The following is a 16368-nucleotide window of genomic DNA, read 5'->3' as shown; positions in this document are numbered from 1 at the left end:
GCGGCCGGGCACTCAGCGGTAGCCGAGCTGTTCGAGACGGCTCGCGACGTCGGCGTCGACCGCCCCGTCGCCGTCCACGAGCTCACCCGCCGCCACTGGGTCGTACTCGCCGCCGTCGTTCGCCGTCGTCACCGCCCACGGAACGGTCCGGAGCTCCGGCAGCGCGATCCCGGCGGCGTGACCGTAGAGCCCCTTCTCGCCGACTGCGTTGCCGTGGTCCGCCGTGATGACGGTCCGGTCCGCGTCGACGTTCGCGAGCAGGAGCCCGACGTCCTCGAGGACGATCTCGAGGTTCGTGCGGTAGGCCTCCCAGACCTCCTCGACGGTCCGCTTGCCGAACCGGAGGTCCTCCCAGACCGAGAGCGACTCCTCCCCGAAGTCGTCGAGCGCGATGCCGTCGTCGCGCTCGTCCGCCAGCGACGGGAAGTGGGGTTGCATGTAGTGGACGACCAGTCTGTCGACGTCGTGGGTCCGGGCGGCCCGCACCGCGGCGGCGGTCACCGGCCGCGGCGGCGTGGTGCCCACGTCGTCGTCCCAGCCGTCGCGCCAGACCTCCTCGACGAAGGCGAACGCGTCGTGGTCGACGTGTGACGAGCTGTACGGGTTCGCCGTGACGTAGCCCACGTCGCCCAGCTCGTCGGCGTCGCGGGAGCCGAACGTCGAGTCGAGCCACTCCGTCGACGTGCCGCCCGGAGAGATGCGCGACTCGCCGGTCGGAAGGTCGTAGTCGCCGGCCACCTCGTCCCAGAGGTCCGCGCGGCAGGCGTCGAGGACGACCAGCATGTCCCAGTCCTCGGCGAACATGTCGTCGGCGTCGAGACTGCGGGCGTACCGCAGGTAGGACCGGGAGACGACCTCCCGGACGGCACCGAACCCCGCACCGCGCAGGTTCTTGATGCTCTCGTCGACGACCGAACGGATCTCGCCCATGTTCCCTCCGAGGTGAAAGCGGCGCATAGTAACTTCGATACCGGACCGGACGTGTCGGCCCGAGACGGAGCCGTGCCGGTCACCCGTCGTCCACGAGTCGCTGGTGCACGGCCGGGTACTCCCGCAGCTTCGCACGCCCGACCAGTGCGTAGAGGTACGCCTGGAGTCGTTCGCGCCACATCTCCCACTCCGACCCGCCGCCACCGTCGACCTCGGCCACCTGGAGGTCCTCGATGGCACGCCCGGCCTGCCGCGTCAGCAGCGGCGGTGGGTCCGACCCGACGACCGACCGATACACCGACCGGGCGCGGCGCTTCTCGGCGAGGACGTGCCCGGAGTCGAACCCGGTGTCGTCCTCGCCGACGACGAGTTCGCCCACTGCGAAGCGATGGGCGCGGGCGCGAGCCACAGCCTGCGAGAAACCGACGGCCGTCACGACACGCAGTTGCCGGTCGACCGTGGTCGTCCACGGCATCGGGGCCGCCGTCGGGTAGCACCAGTCCGCAAGCCGGTAGTGGGCGAAGGCGTAGGGTCCACTTCGGTCCCGCTCCGCCAGTCCGAACCGGGCCAGCGCCTCGTCGCTGGTTGGCACCTCCGAGAGCGCCAGCCGGAACCCTTCTGTGGTTGACTCCAACCGCTCTGCGAACGGCCGCGTATCCTCGCCGAGACGGTCCGTGAGGTGCCGCTGGAACCGCTCTGCGCTCTCGACGTTGACCTCGGCCAGGAGGAGGGCTGCCGTCGCCTCGCCCACGTCGTCCGCGTCGACACTGTCGGGACCGCCCTCCGTCTCGCCGTCGTCGTCCGTCGCCCACCGGTCGGTTCGCTGGCCGGCCCGCAGCGCCTCCTGTTCGATCTCGAGGTACCACGACAGGTCGGTCGCCGGGTCCGAGACCGGGTACGGCTCGAGGCCGTCGACGACGGTCTCGACCCGGTCGCGCACCGACCGACCCCGGGCGGCCAGTTCGTCGAGCTCGACACGGTCCAGCTCCCAGCGGGCCTCGCCGAGGTACTCACCCGCGAACTGGAGTCCGTAGGTGGCCTTCCAGAGCGCGTCGTGGGTCCTGCCCGACCGGAGGTCCCGTCGGGCATCCTCGAGCCAGCCGCCGGCACCGGTGAACGGTCTGTCCGTCTCGAGCTGTTCCCACAGCGGCGCTGCTCGTTCGACGGTCCGTGCGAGGAGTTCGACCGCGAAGGAAGCGTGGTCCTCGGTCACGGTCGGCCGCCAGTGTGCCGTCACCTCCGGTGGGGTCGGGTAGTGTCTGGTGGCTGCATCGGTGAGCGGGTCGGGCAACGCCGTGGGCTCCGACGCGCCGACGGCCACGGTCAGACCCGTCCCGATGGCACCGAGACCCGCGAGGCCACCGAGAAACTGTCGTCTGTCGGGGGAGGGGAGGTCGGGGACCATCTCGTGTCCGAACCCTACTGCTCCCGCTCACTTAGTTTCCGGGACGACCGTTCCCGGGGGCAGGTGACTCCCTCACGCGGCCGACTGTGTCGTCGCGGCTGGACCGTCAGTTGAGGTCGGCTCGCTCGAACAGCAACGTCCCGATACACAGCGGTCCGACCGTCCACGCGGTCAGGACGGCCGCGAACACCCACGGTTCGACGTAGAACGGCACCGGCCCCTGCACGGCCGCCGTGGCCGCGGGGTAGGCAGGGTCCGTCGCGTGGATGGCCGTCATCACGAGGGAGCTGTACGCGCCGGACGGGCTGAGGCCCTGCAGGAACACGAACCAGGCCGGTACCGCGCCACCCGGCGGCGACCCGTTCGTCGCCATGTAGGCTCCTTGCGGGACGAGGTCCCAGAGGAGAGCGAGCCCGAGGTACAGGCCGATACCGACGGTCATCGCACGGGAGCGTGTCGCGACGGCCGCGGAGACGCCGACCGCGATGCCCACGAAACTGACGCCGAGTGCGACGGTCAGCCCGACGACCGACAGGAAGCCGACGACCGGAACGGACCCGTAGACGGCCATGGCGACGACACCCGCGAGGACGAAGCCAACGACGAGGCCGACGATGACCACGGCGCTCCGTCCGGCGAACTTGCCGAGCACGACGGTGCGGCGGTCCGGTTCGAGCCCCAGCAGGATGCGGAGGCTCCCCGACTCCCGTTCGCCGGCGATGGCGAGGTAGGCCGCCACGAGGGCGACGACCGGAACCAGCATCGACGCGAACTCGCTCGCCCCACCCAGTGCCGAGAGGACCCCCGTATCGAGTGCGGGGACGAGCAGCGGGATGAGGAACGTCGCGCTGACGATGACCGTCACGAACGCGACGACCCCCCAGAGCAGGCGCGACCGGACGGCGTCCTCGAACTCCTTCCGGGCGATGATACGCCAGTTCATCGCCCTGCCTCCACCCGTGGGCGTGTCTCGTCGGGGTGCGTGTAGGCGGAGAACAGGTCCTCGAGCGACGACTTCCGGGTGTCGAAGTCGCGGATGCTCGCGCCCGTCTCCCTGAGCCGGTCCAGGACCGCGAGCTTCGCCGTCGGTTCCGTGCAGGTCACCGCGACCTCGTCGCCCTCCGCGAGGACACTGGAGACACCGGCGAGTTCGTCGAGGCCGTGGTCGGCTGGCATCCTGTCGACCGTGACGGAGATGGTCGCTCCCGTGCCCAGCGAGTCCCGCAGGCCGTCGATGGTGTCGACCGCGACCAGTCGGCCGCGGTTCAGGATGCCGACCCTGTCACAGACCGCCTCCACCTGGCTCAGGATGTGTGAGGAGAAGAAGACGGTCCCACCGTCCTCCGCGTGTGCACGGGTCAGATCGCGGATGTCGCGTATCCCGTCCGGGTCGAGGCCGCTGGAGGGCTCGTCGAGGATGAGCAGTTCCGGGTCCCCGACGAGTGCGATACCCAGTGCGAGCCGTTGGCTCATCCCCTTCGAGTACGTCCCGGCGGTCCGGGTGGCCGCGTCGGGGTCCAGGCCGACCCGTCGGAGGACGGCATCGGGGTCGTCGTCGGTGCCCTTCAGACGGATCGCGTACTCGATATGTGCCCGGCCGCTGAGCCGGTCGTAGAGGCTGTAGCCGTCCGGAAGGATCCCGACTCGTCGGTGGATCTCGTCCGCCTCCGTCTGTGCGTCGTATCCGAGGACGGACGCGGAGCCAGCGGTCGGTCTGACGTAGTCCATCAACATGTCGATAGTCGTCGATTTCCCGGAGCCGTTCGGGCCGAGGAAGCCGAAGACCTCCCCCTCGGCGACGGTCAACGAGAGGTCGTTGACGGCGTAGACGTCGTCGCCATAGCGTTTCGTCAGGTGGTCGGTCTCGATGGCCGTCACGCTCGGCCCGCCTCCCAGTCGGTACGTCGTCCTCTGATTCGAATGCGTACGCTTCGTCGGTGTCGGGTCACGGTGACCGGTAGTGCCGGTCCGGGGATAAATATTGTCGAGGATTTTATATATTATCGGGTATACTACTCAAAGATCTTTGAGCAACCGCACGCCGAGGTCCTCGTCGATGGTCGCGACCAGGCTGTCGTCCCCCTCGACGACGGTGACCCGCAGCGGCAATGGTTCGGCACCGACCCGCTCGACCTCCCACTCCTCGATGAGCGGCAGCAACCGCCAGAAGGGAAGGCTCGTCACGTCGACGTCGTGCTCCCAGAGGAAGGCGATGACCCCCGCGTGGTACAGCAGACTGGCCTCCACCGGTGCGAACAGGCACAGTCCACACTGGGAGCAGTCGGCACGACAACTGTAGGTCGCGGGGGCGTCAGCCGGCTCAACCGAGCGCTCCATCGCCCCGCCGCACTTCGGGCAGGTGCCCGCTACTGCGACCGCGTACTCATTCCGCGCTCGCCGGTCGCAGGCCGCGAGGACCTCCTCGCTGGTCCGGTCGCCCGTCGCGGGTGGCGGCAGGTCGTAGGTCACGACGGTCGTGTCGCAGTCCGCACACGCCACGGTCAGCAGTCGCTCACGGTACGACACCGACAACGTCGTGCAGTCACAGCGTGGACAGGCACCCTCGACCGTCGTGGGTTCGAACGAGGGCTCGCGCTCGTAGGTCCCCGACCGGACCGCCCTGATGACCCGTTCCCCGGCCTGAGTGAGGACGTAGGTGTCGTTCGACTTCCGGACGAAGCGTCCCTCCAGTTGACCCAGGTGGTACGACAGCTGGGAGGTACTGTCGATGGCCAGCCCGTCATACAGCTCTGTGAAGGTCAACCCGCCCCGGTCGGCCTCAGCGGCTTCCGCCAGTGTCCGGAGGATGGCGACCCGCAACTCGTTGCCGAGCGCGGCGAAGGCATCACCCGGGTCCGCATCGGTCTCGGAGCCCATGTACGTGCTGTCTGAGTCGAAGCGACCGCCTAAGGGTTTCGCTGCTGGGAACGACCGGTCACCGCCACGTCCCGGTGTCGGCTGGCACCGACACGACCCGCATCGTCGAGTCGTCCACGCGGACCGACCGCACGTGGACGGTCACCTCACCGGGCGAGGATATCGGGTCCCTGTGGGCGGCCCATGGATTTTTGACAGCCCAGATACAGGACCCGTACATGCCCGACAGACGCCGCCGGGATCTACTCCAGTCAGCCGGGGTGCTCGGGATCTCGGCGCTCGCAGGCTGTCAGGGGGGAAGCGAGGACCCGGCGGTCGAGAGCGCCGCCACCGGGAGCCCGACCACACCGACCAGCACGCGGGCCACGACTGAGTCGGGAGGCGAGGTGGCGTTCACGCTGCAGACCGCCAGTGAACTGGGTGGGGACGCCACACAGCTTTCGGTAACCGGGACAGTCGAGGCCACCACTGCGCTTCAGGCCGTGACGATAGCGGTGGCAGACCAGCGCCGGAGGGTCGACGCCGAGGCAGCGAATCGGCTCGAACTCGACACGACCGTCGCGGTCGACGGTGGCCAGCGGTACGAGGTCACGGTCACGGCAACGGACGAGTCGGGTGCCGAGGCCACGACCAGCATCCGTACCGAACACGTACCGATTCACGTCGACCCCGTCGATACGGACCGGCTCGTGGGTGCACACTACTACCCGTGGTACGAGACACGTGGACACGCGAACTGGACGGACCGGATCGTCTCCGAGCCGGTGCTCGGTGAGTACGCGGGGAGCGACCCGGCCGTGGTCGACCAGCACCTCAAGTGGTGTCTGGAACATGGCATCCGCTGGCTCTCGCTGAGCTGGTGGGGCCCTGACACGGGCACGGACGACGTCATCCAGCGCACCCTCCTCCCGCGCGAGCGGTTCGACGACCTGGAGTTCTCGATCCTCTACGAGACCAAGGGCCGCCTCGAGGGTCGGGACTACGACCTCGACGACGCCATCGGTCGGGGTATCCTCGTCGACGACTTCCGCTACCTCGCGGAGCACTACTTCGGCAGGGAGAACTACCTCCACCTCGACGAGCGGCCGGTCGTGTTCGTCTACCTCGCGGATAACCTCCGGGGTGACCTCGTGGAAGCGTTCGAGGCGGTCGAGGAGGCCATCGGTGTCCGACCCTACATCCTGGCGGACGTGGCGTTCGGGGGCGCACCCGGAACCGCGCCGGTCGGGGAGGTCGCCGACGGCTTCACCGCGTACAACCCGTACTTCGCCCGGTCCGACATCGAATCGATCTTCCACGACCGCTACGAGCGCGGCAACGAGGTGCTGGAGCTCGGCGCGGAGGCACTCGACGCGGACCACGTTCCCGTCGTCATGCCGGGGTTCAACGACACCGGACTCCCCGCATCGATTCGCGAGGACAACCCGATACTCTCCTCGACCCCGGAACGGTACGAGCGCGTGCTCGAGCAGGTCGACCCCCACCTCGCGACGGCCCCCGCAGTGCTCGTCACCTCGTTCAACGAGTGGTACGAGAACACCCAGGTCGAACCCGACGAGGAGTTCGGCACCCGGTATCTGGAACTCACACGCGACCGACTCGCAACGGGCCAGTCCGCGGGGTTCGACCCGGATGGCGCGACGTTCTCGCTCGCGTTCAACCGGACGGCGGCTCCGGCAGCTCACCGGTCCGACAGCGACGACAGCCGGGAACTCGCGTTCCAGGCGACGGAACTATCGTTCCAGTCCGACGGCGAGACGGTCGTCTCGTACGATATCGGTGGCGACGCGTCGGAACCGATCTACCTGGATGGTGTGTACGGAGCCTCGTCGGACGACGACTCCTCTTGGCGCTGGTTCGGCGGCGCGGACGCCCGGACGACGATGTTCGTCGAGGCCCCACTCGAGGCTGCCGACACGGCAGTGCTCACCGGGCAGCCGGTTCCGTTCGTCGAGGTCGAGGTCGATGTCTCCCTCGACGGCGAACGGACCGACCACGTCGTTCTGAACAGACCCGGGACGAGCGACTACGAACTCTCGCTCACGGCTCCAGACGACTCCTGACTGCGCAACTGCCGCCGCTCTCAGAGTCTGGTCGTCCCGTCGCCGTGAGGCGTTTGCCGATTCGGGATTCGGACCACCAATCTTCGCCCCTGGTCCGGGTAGAATGTTGCTTCTGGGGCCACCAACTGAGGACGAACCGAATGGAAGCGAGCTTTCAGCACGCGGACCCAGACTCTGACGCGGAGTCGGTCCTCATCCGTCTCAGGGGGGACGTTCCGGACCAGACCGCGTCTGTCCTGGTCGACGCTGGCGACGGCGGCATCCCGTCCGAGGACTGAACGTCGTTCGAACTTGGAGAGCGCGCGCCTCGATTCGGTGTCGGCTGGGGAGATGAAGGCGCTAGATGTCCTGCCTGACGAACCGTCGATAGCCGAATAGCATCGGGACGACGGCCCAGAGCACCAGCAGCAGGACGCCCATCCACCAGTCGACGTAGAACGGTGCGCCCTCCCGGAGGTAGAGACTGGCCAGTTGCCCGTCGAACCCGACCTCCAGCAGCCGGTAGTACGACTGGCCGGGTTCGAGCAGTCGGTAGAGGTACGCCCACTCCGGCAGGTTCTGTGGCAGCAGTACCGTGCCGTCGAACCGGTGCAGGATGAGCAGCGTCATCGTGTGCAGGAGCCCCCAGAAGTTCACGAGGAGCAGGTAGCCGCCGAGTGCGCCGAAGGTGATCCAGCGGTCCCGGGTGGTCGACATCGACAGTCCGACCGCGATACCGACGAACGAGAGGCCGAACAGCACGGTGGCGAGCAGGAACCAGGGGTACATCGCGAGGCCCTCGGTCCCGTAGAGGACCACGCCGAATCCGCCTGCGAGGACGAGCGCGACGAGTGTGGGGACGAGCAGGACGACCGCCCGGCCGACGAACGTGCCGACGGCCAGGTCGCGACGGTCGTGCGGGAGCGACAGGGTGAGCAGCAGGCTCCCGCTGGTCCGCTCGTGGACGATGGACTTGTAGCCGAGCATGATGGCGAGCAGCGGGACGACGAGTGCCATCACGCCTGCGAGCCCGTTGACGAAGGCTTCGAACGTCTCGTCGCCGAGGTACTGGTGCACGTAGGCGTACCCCAGCGAGAGCACAAGCAGGATGCCGACGAGGAGCCAGATGCTCTTCGAGCGGCCCGCGTCGTTGATGTCCTTGTGGGCGATGTCGCGCCAGCTCATCAGAGATCCACCCCCGAGAAGCGGAGATGGGCGAGCCCGAGCGGCATGACGAGCCAGACGGCGAACAGGACGAGTGCGATCCACTCACTGAGGTACCACGCACCGTCGACCGTCGTGCTCGGATCGACGAACCCCTCGGTGAGGCGGCGGAAGAGGCGGCCGGGCTCCAGCCCGACGACGAACTGGAGGGGGTCCGGGAGGTCACCGTCCGTGATTCCGAGTGCCTCGAGGGCGAGCGCGAGCGCGCCCACGACGGTGTCCCACACGATGACGAGCACGAAGAACACCGTCACGCCGAGGACGAGGGCCCGGCGCTTCGTGGAGACCAGGAGCGAGACGGCGATGCCGATCCCCGTCCAGATGGCACCGAAGAGGACGGTCAGCACGACGAACCCGATGAACGGGAGCAGGTCGAGCGTCCCGAACGGGTACACGACGAGCGCGCCCGCGCCGGCCATCGAGCCGACGATGGTCGCGGCCAGCAGCCCGGTCCGCGAGACGTACTTCCCGAGGACGATGTCCTCGCGGCTGATCGGGAGCGAGAGCGACAGCAACAGCGAGCCGGTCTCGCGTTCACCGACCACCGCACCGTAGCCGAGCAGCACGCCGACGAGCGGGACCAGCGTCGTGAGCCAGCCGACGGCGTAGCTGGAGAACGTCGCCGTGGTGTGGGGTCCCTCGGTCAACACCGGATAGACGTAGCCCGAGAGCAGGACGACGAAGGAGACGAGCGCCAGCAGGGTCTTCGTCGACCGCTGGTCGGCGGTGTCCGACCAGTCCTGCCGCGCGATGATCTGCCAGCTCATCGGCCTCTGGAACCCGTGTACTCGATGAACATGTCCTCGAGCGAGGCCTCCTCGGTCTTGAAGTTCATCACCTCGATGCCGGCCTCGTGGAGGGCGACGACGATGTCCATCTTCGCGTCGTTCGTACACGTGACCTCGATGGTGGAGTCACCCTGTGAGACGACGGTCTCGACCCCGTCGATGGTCTCGATCTCGGCGAGCGTGCTGTCGCGCAGCTCGTCGAGCGTGAGCACCAGCTTCGTCCCACCGCCCATCGAGTCGCGCAGTCCCTCGATGGTGTCGACGGCGACGAGTTCGCCCCGCTGGAGGATGCCGACGCGGTCACAGACCGCCTCGACCTGCTCGAGGATGTGCGAGGAGAAGAAGATGGTCGCGCCGCGTTCGTTCTCCTCGCGGAGTATCTGGCGCATCTCGGCCGCGCCGTTTGGGTCGAGCCCGGTGCTCGGCTCGTCGAGCAGCAGGAGGTCGGGCTCGCCGACGAGGGCCATCCCGAGGACGAGCCGCTGTGCCATCCCCTTCGAGTACCCGCTTGCCTTCCGGTCGGCGGCGTCGCGGATGCCCACCCGGTCGAGGATGTCGAGCGGGTTCGTGTCGTGGGCGTCCTTCGACCGGATGGCGTACTCGATGTGCTGGCGGCCGGTCAGGCGCTCGATGACCGAGTAGCCCTCCGGCAGCACGCCGATCCGGTCGCGTGCCTCGACGCCGTTGCGCTGGCAGTCGGTGCCGAAGATCTCGACGTGCCCGTCGCTCGGCTTCGCGAAGTCGAGCAGGATGTTGATGAACGTCGACTTCCCGGCGCCGTTCGGGCCGAGGAAGCCGAACGTCTCGCCCTCCTCGACGGTGAGGTCGACCCGGTCGAGGGCCGTGGTCGAGCCGTAGTGTTTCGATACGTTCGTCGCGTCGATGGCATTCATGCATCGACCATCTGACGGCAGACTTATAATCGACACCCTCCGGTTTCCGACTCTGAAAGTTTGTGGGATGCTACCGTGTCAATGCGTCGGTCCCGACCTCGGCGGCGGCGGTGGTGACGGACCCCCGGATCACTGCTCGGAGCCGCCGACGTTCCCCTGTGTCGGCTTCTCACTGGTCCGCGCGGACGTCAGGAGGATACCGCCCAGCAGCACGCCGAGCGAGACCCCCGCCACCGCACCGACCGCTGCCCCGTTCGCGAACGCGGCGTCGAGTGACCAGGCGACGAGCAGGCCCAGCGCGGTGCCGACGAGCAGGCCGACGAGCACCGCGACGCCGAAGACACGGCTCGCCCAGTCGCTCTCCCCGCTGTAGGTGTCGGCGAACCGACCGACGAACGCGCCGGTGAGCAGCCCACCCGAGATGCCGTAGCCGGCGAGGAGCGCGAGGTCCGCGGACTGTCCCGTCACCACGGCGACCGTGCTGCCGATACCCGCGCCGAGCGGGATACCGATACCAGCCCCGAACTTTCGTAGTGTACCGTTCATGGTTACTGATAGGTCAGCCACGTGCTTATAACCGACTCCTGTCTCTCCCGACGTGAGAACTGGCTGGAACGACCGTCCGTGAACGATGGGGCTTACTCGGTGGAGATGTAATCCCAGCTATGGACGTCATCGCGGTCGCGGCTGTCAGCGAGAACGGTGTCATCGGAGACGGGCCGACGCTCCCCTGGAGTCTCCCCGAGGAGGTCCGCCGGTACAGAGAGCGCGTCGCGGACGACCTGGTACTCATCGGCCGTCGCACGTTCGAGATGTTCGACGACCCACCCGGCGCGACGCAGCTCGTCCTGAGCCGGAGCGACCGGGAGTACGAGAATCCCGACGTGACACACGCAGGGAGCGTCGACGCGGCGCTCGAGATCGCCCGGGAGCGAGGGGCACCGGTGCTGTACGTCCTCGGTGGGGGTTCGATATACGAGGCGCTGCTGCCACACTACGACCGGATGCTCCTGAGTCGTATCGAGGGCGAGTACGAGGGCGATGCACACTTCCCCGAGTTCGACCGCGACGACTGGGTGCTGGTCTCCGAGACGCAGTTCGACGGCTACGTGCTGGAGGAGTGGGAGCCACGGTCGAACCACCGCTGACGTCGTCGGTCCAGACCACTCGTTCTCCGCCGTCCCGGTGGTGGTCACCGAAGACGCGCTCCTGGCCGGCGTGACGAAACGGTATGGCGTCTGTCGTCGTTCATCGATTCGGATAGCCGCCACACCGTACGTCACTGGTTACGCCTCCTTCAGACGAGTCCCCGTCAGCAGGTTCGGTGGCGGAACTTGCGGCAAGTACAACGGAGTCGCCTACTTCGGAAGTCACAGCTGCTGAATTCGGAGAGCCGAAGCAGGGGAATCAGTCGGATGGAGGGATCAGCTTGGAGCCGGGGCCGGCGCTGGCAGCCTCGACCGTGACCTGGACGGCCGCGGTGCCACCATCGAGTTCGAAGGTGGCACTGACCAGGGTAGATTCGAACACCTTTCGATGATGGCCGTCCCGGTCGATGTCGATATCGACCGAGACGAAGCCCTGTTCCTCGAGTCGGTTCAACCGGCGGTAGACGGTGGGTTTCGACGCTTCGCACCGGTCGACGAGGGCTCGAGCCGGGAGGGGACCGTCCTCCAGCACCTCGAGGATTCGTCGGGCGTAGTCGTCGTCGAGCAGCTCCAGGATGTCGGACGCGTCGTCGTCTTCGGCCGTGAAGCGACGTTCGGTCTGGTCACAGGCCGCACCTGCACGTGCGGTCGCACTGCCACGAGGGGTCGATTCGTCTTCCCGGCGTTCCGGGCTTCGACGTAGCTGTTTACCGACCATCGACCGACACCTCCGGCGGGGTATGGACGTCGGACGTGACGGACGGCGTGGGTATCTCGTGGTGGAATGGCTGGAGGGAGTGGCCGTCAGTCACGATCGCTTTCCTGTACTGGCTCATCGCAACAGTACCGACGTCCTCCGCCCACTGAAGCGTGGGCGCTACGTGAGAAGTCTGTGAGGGGTTCCCAGGGCTATACGTATAGATACGACACGGTGTGACACGGGCCAGTGCCGCCGCCGTCCGGGGAGCAGGTCGTCAGCTACCCGGCTGGCTCGTCGAGGATGGTCTCCAGCAGTTTGCGTTCACCGACCCTGAGGTGCTTGTTCAACGTCGGCTGCGTGATGTCCATCTCCTCCGCGATGTCCTCGCCACTGTGCTCCCGTGGCCAGTCGAAGTAGCCCATCCGGAACGCCGTCTCGAGTGCCTCCCGCTGTCGAGGTGACAGGCGCTGGTCTATGCGCTCGGTCAGCGCACCGGGGGCTGGATCGCTAGCCCCCTGCTGTCGTTGCGCGTGGAGGTCGATTCCGGGGATCGTCTCCTCCAGCCGTCGGACGAACCGGCGCGTGTTCGCCTCGGTCGGGAGCTCGACGACGACCGTCGTCCTGCTGGGCGTCGCGTGTCCACGTCTGAGCACGCCCCCGTACTCCGAGACGATGGACCCGAACCACGTCGCTCCGCTCCGTTCGATCACGGCGTGGTCGGCCTCCCGTGTCAGGACCTCCGTCTCACCTGGTAAGGTCTCCGCAGCCGTGGAAGCCACGTCCGACGGCACCTCACCGACGATTCGGTACACGACACGGATGGAGCCGTCCTGTCTGCGGACGGTGCGCTCGTGCCGGACCTGGCAGCCAGTCTCCTCCGCGAGTCGCGCGAAGGGGAGCGAGGCACCGTCGTCCCGGAACTCCAGTTCGAACGTCTCGTCGGACTCGAGCGCGCGCCGGCGGTCGATCGCGGTCACCGAGTACCCGATGGAGCTACCGAGCTGGTCGAGTGTCTCGTGGACCCGCCCCTCGAACGCCCCGGGGACCGTCGCGTTGACCACGAGTACACCGTGGACGATACCCTCGTACGAGAGCGGCAGGGCACAGACGGTCTGGACGCCGCGGCGGAGCAGGTCGCGCCGCCACCCAGTCCCGGCCGCACTGACCAGGTCGTCCTCGACCGTCACCTCGTCGTTGTTCCAGGCCGCCACAGCTGGGTGGACGTCTACCTCCCGCTCCCCGTCCGCGTGGAGCCACTGCTGGACCGTCTCTCGGGAGATACCTGCCGTGGCCATCGGTTCGAGCGTTCCACCACCGGCCCCGTCCTCGGCGACCCACGCGTGAGCGAACGACTCGATTTCCACGAGTCGCTCACAGACTGCTCTCGCGACGCCCACCCGGGTCGACTGGTCGGTTATCGCGGCCTCGACGCGCCTGTTCAGTTCGGCGATCCGTGCGAGCTGGTCCGCGCGTTCCGTCTGCGCCTGGAGCTCCGCCCGCTGGGACTCCAGCCGGCGCTCCCCGACGACGTGGTTGAGGGCTCCCTCCAGTGTCGCTGCGATGAGGTGAGCGGTCTCGACCGGCGTCTCGTCCTCGGCCCAGACCGTCATCACACCGTGGCCGGAGAGCGGCATCATCAGGAGGGGGCGCTCGGGGCCGAACGAGAACGCGGGATCGTCGTCCACGTCGGTTCGGACCACCCGTTCATCGACGAAGGCTTCCCACGGCACGGTATCGCTGGCGTCCCAGGTTGGGAGGGCCTCGGCCGGTCCCAGTGCATCGGTCGCGGCGGTTGGAACCAGTCGCCCGTCGTCCCCGTCGTACGTGTGGACCGACACCGCTTGCAGGCCGAACACGTCGCTCGCGGCCTCGACAGCAGTCCGGCAAGCCTCGTCGGTCGAATCGGCCGTCGTCAGTTCGGCCGTCGCGTCCTGGAACGATTCGAGCGTCTGCTGGCGCTGTCTCGTCTCGGTCACGTCGCGGTTCACGGAGACGAGCCGGATCGCCCGGCCCTCGGCGTCGTGGATGGGGTAGAGCCGTCCGGAGACCCAGCGGACCTCGCCGTCGTCGCGCTGGACCCGGTAGTCGTAGCTGTACTGGTCGGCCTCGTCGATATCGGGGTCGGTCAACTCGGTCGTCACCTCGTCGAGGAACGCGAGGAAGCCCGCTCGGTCGTCGGGGTGGACCGTCTCCTCGAAGGAGAACGAATCCTCGTACATCTCCTCGACAGGGCGGCCCCAGATATCTTCGTACGACGGGCTGAGGTAATGGGTCTCCGACAGGTCCGCGGACGCGAGATGGATGACTTCGTCGACTGCTTCCGAGATCTGCCGGAACTGACGCTGTGTCCGCCGCAGTTCCCTCTCGCGTTCTCTCCGCTCCGTGATGTCACGGTTGATGACCACGACGCGGTGCTCCCCGTCGATGGTCGCCGCGGTCGCCTTTGCCTCGTAGATGCGTTCGTCGCCGTTGGCGTGTTCGACCCGCCACTCGACCGTCTCCGGCTCTCCGGTCGCCGCCACGCGTTGGATGATGCCCTGGTTCTGTTCCGTCGTGAACCCGTCCTCCGTGAGGCTCAGGCCCGCTACACCGAGCTCCCGGATCGTCTCGGGGTCGTACCCGAACTGGTCGACGTAGGAGTCGTTCACGTCGATGAACTCACCGGTCTCGGGGTCGTGCACCGCGATGGCGTCGTTCACGTTGTTGAATATCTGCTCGAACTCCCGCTCTCGGCGCTTCCGCTCCGTGATGTCGCGGACGCTCGCGAGGACGCGCTCACTCCCGTGAATCTCGACCAATGACAGGTGGACCTCGACCGGGAACGTGTGGCCGTCCGCGTGCTCGTTCTGCCACTCGAACAGCTGGGGGCCTCGCTCCTCTGCGCGACCGATGAGGCTCCGTGCCCGCTCGAACGAGTAGCCCTCGTCGCCGGCTGTGATGATACCGACGCTCTCACCGATGAGTTCGTCGCGGTCGTACCCCATCATCTCGCAGAACCGGCCGTTGACCTCGACTATCTCGCCCGTCCCGGGCTCGTGGACGACGAGGCCGTCGCTCACGTTCTCGAACACCTCCCGATACGTCCGCTCCAGCTCCCGGCGTTCGGTCACATCAGTCCACTGGCAGATGACGATCGGCTCTCCCTCGGCGACGCCGGGCGAGAGGAACAGCTGGAACCGGACGGTGTCGCCGTCACGATCGGTCGTCGCCCACTCCTCGGTCTCCATCGTCGCACTCTGGCCCACCTGGCGCACTGTCTCGCGGAACGCCGTGAGTGTGTCCGACTCCCCTACCGGTTCGACGGCATCGAGCCCGGCCGACAGCACCGCATCGCGGTCCTCGTAGCCGAGCGCCTCCGCGAAACCGCTGCTGGTCTCGATGATGGCGGCGGTCTCCGGGTCGTGGAACGTCGTCGCCGTCTTGGAGGCGGCCATGATGTGGTCGAGGTCGGGTCGTTCGGCACGGCGGCGCGTCGCGTCGCGCATGGCCGAGACGAGGAATCGCTCCCCGGCAACCTCGGTCTCGTCCACCGCCGCCTCCAGCCATCGCCGGTGGCCGCTCGCGGTTGCGACCTCCCACTCGACCCTGACCGGACCTTCGCCGGCGGTGACGGCCTCGAGCGCCGAAAGCGGTGTCCGCCCATCGCCGGCCGACGAGGCGGCGAGGCCCTCGAAACCACGTTCGCGTATCTCCGCGGTGTCGAACCCGACGAGGTCGGCGAAGCCCCCCGTCGCGTGAACGATATCCCCCGTCTCCGTCTCGGCGACGACCACGGGGTCCGGATTCGCCTCGAATGCAGCGTCGAGGTGCGTTTGTTCCACCCTGCGCGCTCGCTGTTCGGTGTTCCCACCCGTCCGCTCCAGTACCCCGTCTGAAGCCGCCCGACGCGCAACGTCAGCAAGCAGCTCGACGGTCGTCGCCGGCTGCTCACGGGCCGTGACCCAGGGTAGGACCACGGTCGCACCCGTCGAGAGCAACTCGTCGGCCGGCGTCTCCTCGTCCTCGGGGAGAATGGGGACCACGGGTAGTTCACCGTCTGCCGACTGCAGTGCCGAGACAGCCTCCACGATACTGGCCCCGGCCGTTCCGACGGCGTCCGTTCCATCGATCACCGCGACCCCGTACTGGTCGAGGTCGCCGTCGAACGACGGGGAGAGCCGGGACAACTCGACCGACCCACCCCATCCCCCTCCGGTGTTCGAACCGCCGAGGAGTGTCGCGACGGGTCCCCCCTCGTCCCCAACGAGAAGCACTCCCCCTCGGTCGTCCAACCCTGACATGGGCCGAGATTCAGTATCCAGCGGCAAAGTACTCCCGGACGGTCCCGTTTCAGGTTCAGAAACCGCGCTCACCGACTTATC

At 67.7% G+C, this 16368-nt stretch carries 14 protein-coding genes; 3 read left to right on the top strand and 11 right to left on the bottom strand.

Features of this window, described 5'->3' with window-relative positions:
* Window positions 1-12: 12 nt before the first annotated feature.
* The 5 genes from NO345_RS15530 to NO345_RS15510 form a co-directional block, all read right to left on the bottom strand.
* A complete protein-coding gene (locus NO345_RS15530; protein ID WP_256300702.1) occupies window positions 13-930 on the bottom strand; it encodes a hypothetical protein in 918 nt (305 codons plus the stop codon).
* 79 nt (window positions 931-1009) lie between these two features.
* Window positions 1010-2335 carry a hypothetical protein gene (locus NO345_RS15525; protein WP_256300700.1) on the bottom strand — a complete coding sequence of 442 codons (1326 nt, stop codon included), beginning with the start codon at window positions 2333-2335 and terminating at the stop codon, window positions 1010-1012.
* Between the two features lie 106 nt (window positions 2336-2441).
* Window positions 2442-3278 (bottom strand): ABC transporter permease subunit, encoded by an 837-nt coding sequence (locus NO345_RS15520; protein WP_256300698.1) that lies wholly within the window; start codon window positions 3276-3278, stop codon window positions 2442-2444.
* Window positions 3275-4213 (bottom strand): ABC transporter ATP-binding protein, encoded by a 939-nt coding sequence (locus tag NO345_RS15515; protein WP_256300696.1) that lies wholly within the window; start codon window positions 4211-4213, stop codon window positions 3275-3277. Before NO345_RS15515 ends, NO345_RS15520 begins: the two co-directional genes overlap by 4 nt.
* Before the next feature lie 138 nt (window positions 4214-4351).
* The gene (locus NO345_RS15510) at window positions 4352-5212 is read right to left on the bottom strand and encodes an ArsR/SmtB family transcription factor (RefSeq protein WP_256300694.1); all 861 of its coding nucleotides are present in this window, start codon (window positions 5210-5212) and stop codon (window positions 4352-4354) included.
* 218 nt (window positions 5213-5430) lie between these two features.
* Between NO345_RS15510 and NO345_RS15505 the strand changes: the two genes are divergently transcribed.
* A complete protein-coding gene (locus NO345_RS15505) occupies window positions 5431-7275 on the top strand; it encodes a glycoside hydrolase family 99-like domain-containing protein (protein ID WP_256300692.1) in 1845 nt (614 codons plus the stop codon).
* Between the two features lie 140 nt (window positions 7276-7415).
* Window positions 7416-7553, top strand: a complete 138-nt coding sequence (locus NO345_RS15500) for a hypothetical protein (RefSeq protein ID WP_256300690.1) — start codon at window positions 7416-7418, stop codon at window positions 7551-7553.
* Between the two features lie 61 nt (window positions 7554-7614).
* Here NO345_RS15500 and NO345_RS15495 read toward each other — a convergent pair whose 3' ends face one another.
* From NO345_RS15495 to NO345_RS15480, 4 genes are all read right to left on the bottom strand, one after another.
* Window positions 7615-8439, bottom strand: a complete 825-nt coding sequence (locus NO345_RS15495; RefSeq protein WP_256300688.1) for an ABC transporter permease — start codon at window positions 8437-8439, stop codon at window positions 7615-7617.
* Entirely contained in the window at window positions 8439-9245 is an 807-nt protein-coding gene (locus tag NO345_RS15490; RefSeq protein WP_256300686.1) for an ABC transporter permease, read from the bottom strand. Before NO345_RS15490 ends, NO345_RS15495 begins: the two co-directional genes overlap by 1 nt.
* Window positions 9242-10159: an ABC transporter ATP-binding protein gene (locus NO345_RS15485; RefSeq protein ID WP_256300684.1), complete on the bottom strand. Its 918-nt coding sequence runs from the start codon at window positions 10157-10159 to the stop codon at window positions 9242-9244. Before NO345_RS15485 ends, NO345_RS15490 begins: the two co-directional genes overlap by 4 nt.
* Before the next feature lie 129 nt (window positions 10160-10288).
* Window positions 10289-10705: a hypothetical protein gene (locus tag NO345_RS15480; RefSeq protein WP_256300682.1), complete on the bottom strand. Its 417-nt coding sequence runs from the start codon at window positions 10703-10705 to the stop codon at window positions 10289-10291.
* 119 nt (window positions 10706-10824) lie between these two features.
* Here NO345_RS15480 and NO345_RS15475 point away from each other — a divergent pair, with 119 nt between their 5' ends.
* On the top strand, window positions 10825-11307 hold the full coding sequence (locus NO345_RS15475; protein ID WP_256300681.1) for a dihydrofolate reductase: 483 nt from the start codon (window positions 10825-10827) through the stop codon (window positions 11305-11307).
* Between the two features lie 259 nt (window positions 11308-11566).
* On the opposite strand, the gene NO345_RS15470 is transcribed toward NO345_RS15475, so the two are convergent.
* Together NO345_RS15470 and NO345_RS15465 are read right to left on the bottom strand one after the other, a co-directional pair.
* Complete coding sequence (locus tag NO345_RS15470) at window positions 11567-12025, bottom strand: ArsR/SmtB family transcription factor (protein ID WP_256300680.1); 459 nt, start codon at window positions 12023-12025, stop codon at window positions 11567-11569.
* Between the two features lie 260 nt (window positions 12026-12285).
* Window positions 12286-16287 carry a PAS domain S-box protein gene (locus NO345_RS15465; RefSeq protein WP_256300678.1) on the bottom strand — a complete coding sequence of 1334 codons (4002 nt, stop codon included), beginning with the start codon at window positions 16285-16287 and terminating at the stop codon, window positions 12286-12288.
* Between the last annotated feature and the right edge of the window lie 81 nt (window positions 16288-16368).

The sequence above is a fragment of the Haloarchaeobius salinus genome (genome assembly GCF_024464185.1).
In the GTDB taxonomy this organism is placed as follows: domain Archaea; phylum Halobacteriota; class Halobacteria; order Halobacteriales; family Natrialbaceae; genus Haloarchaeobius; species Haloarchaeobius salinus.
This window is presented reverse-complemented; position numbering and strand designations above follow the sequence as displayed.

Excerpts from the sequence above, each read along its gene's own strand:
- NO345_RS15530 (WP_256300702.1), bottom strand. The coding sequence starts at position 930 with ATGGGCGAGATCCGTTCGGTCGTCGACGAGAGCATCAAGAACCTGCGC.
- NO345_RS15525 (WP_256300700.1), bottom strand. The coding sequence starts at position 2,335 with ATGGTCCCCGACCTCCCCTCCCCCGACAGACGACAGTTTCTCGGTGGC.
- NO345_RS15520 (WP_256300698.1), bottom strand. The coding sequence starts at position 3,278 with ATGAACTGGCGTATCATCGCCCGGAAGGAGTTCGAGGACGCCGTCCGG.
- NO345_RS15510 (WP_256300694.1), bottom strand. The coding sequence starts at position 5,212 with ATGGGCTCCGAGACCGATGCGGACCCGGGTGATGCCTTCGCCGCGCTC.
- NO345_RS15505 (WP_256300692.1), top strand. The coding sequence starts at position 5,431 with ATGCCCGACAGACGCCGCCGGGATCTACTCCAGTCAGCCGGGGTGCTC.
- NO345_RS15500 (WP_256300690.1), top strand. The coding sequence starts at position 7,416 with ATGGAAGCGAGCTTTCAGCACGCGGACCCAGACTCTGACGCGGAGTCG.
- NO345_RS15495 (WP_256300688.1), bottom strand. The coding sequence starts at position 8,439 with ATGAGCTGGCGCGACATCGCCCACAAGGACATCAACGACGCGGGCCGC.
- NO345_RS15490 (WP_256300686.1), bottom strand. The coding sequence starts at position 9,245 with ATGAGCTGGCAGATCATCGCGCGGCAGGACTGGTCGGACACCGCCGAC.
- NO345_RS15485 (WP_256300684.1), bottom strand. The coding sequence starts at position 10,159 with ATGAATGCCATCGACGCGACGAACGTATCGAAACACTACGGCTCGACC.
- NO345_RS15480 (WP_256300682.1), bottom strand. The coding sequence starts at position 10,705 with ATGAACGGTACACTACGAAAGTTCGGGGCTGGTATCGGTATCCCGCTC.
- NO345_RS15475 (WP_256300681.1), top strand. The coding sequence starts at position 10,825 with ATGGACGTCATCGCGGTCGCGGCTGTCAGCGAGAACGGTGTCATCGGA.
- NO345_RS15470 (WP_256300680.1), bottom strand. The coding sequence starts at position 12,025 with ATGGTCGGTAAACAGCTACGTCGAAGCCCGGAACGCCGGGAAGACGAA.
- NO345_RS15465 (WP_256300678.1), bottom strand. The coding sequence starts at position 16,287 with ATGTCAGGGTTGGACGACCGAGGGGGAGTGCTTCTCGTTGGGGACGAG.